Raw genomic sequence first — 284 nt, 5'->3', positions numbered from 1 at the left:
GCCGGGCCCGTGGCCTGGCCGGGACCTCGGTGGCCTGGGGCCCGTGGGCCGAGGCCGGAATGGCGGCCGGCGAGGCGGCGGAGGAGCACCTGCGCCGGTCCGGGCTGCCCGTGATGGCACCGGGCTCCGCGCTGGTCGGACTCCAGCGGGCACTGGAGAGCGGTGAGCCCACCGGCGTCGTCGCGGACGTCGACTGGGAGCGGTTCGTACCGTCCTTCACCGCCGCCCGTCCCCGTCCGCTGATCGGCGAACTGCCCGAGGTCCGGGAGCTGCTGGCCGCCGAG

1 protein-coding gene is annotated in these 284 nt (G+C 77.5%); it reads left to right on the top strand.

The window, feature by feature from the left end:
• The coding region (locus UK12_RS42770; RefSeq protein WP_197085447.1) for a hypothetical protein at positions 1–284 on the top strand (284 nt) is incomplete at both ends.

The organism is Saccharothrix sp. ST-888 (genome assembly GCF_000955975.1).
GTDB lineage: Bacteria > Actinomycetota > Actinomycetes > Streptomycetales > Streptomycetaceae > Kitasatospora.
The sequence above is the reverse complement of the archived record's forward strand: the minus strand, read 5'-3'. Positions and strand labels throughout refer to the sequence as shown.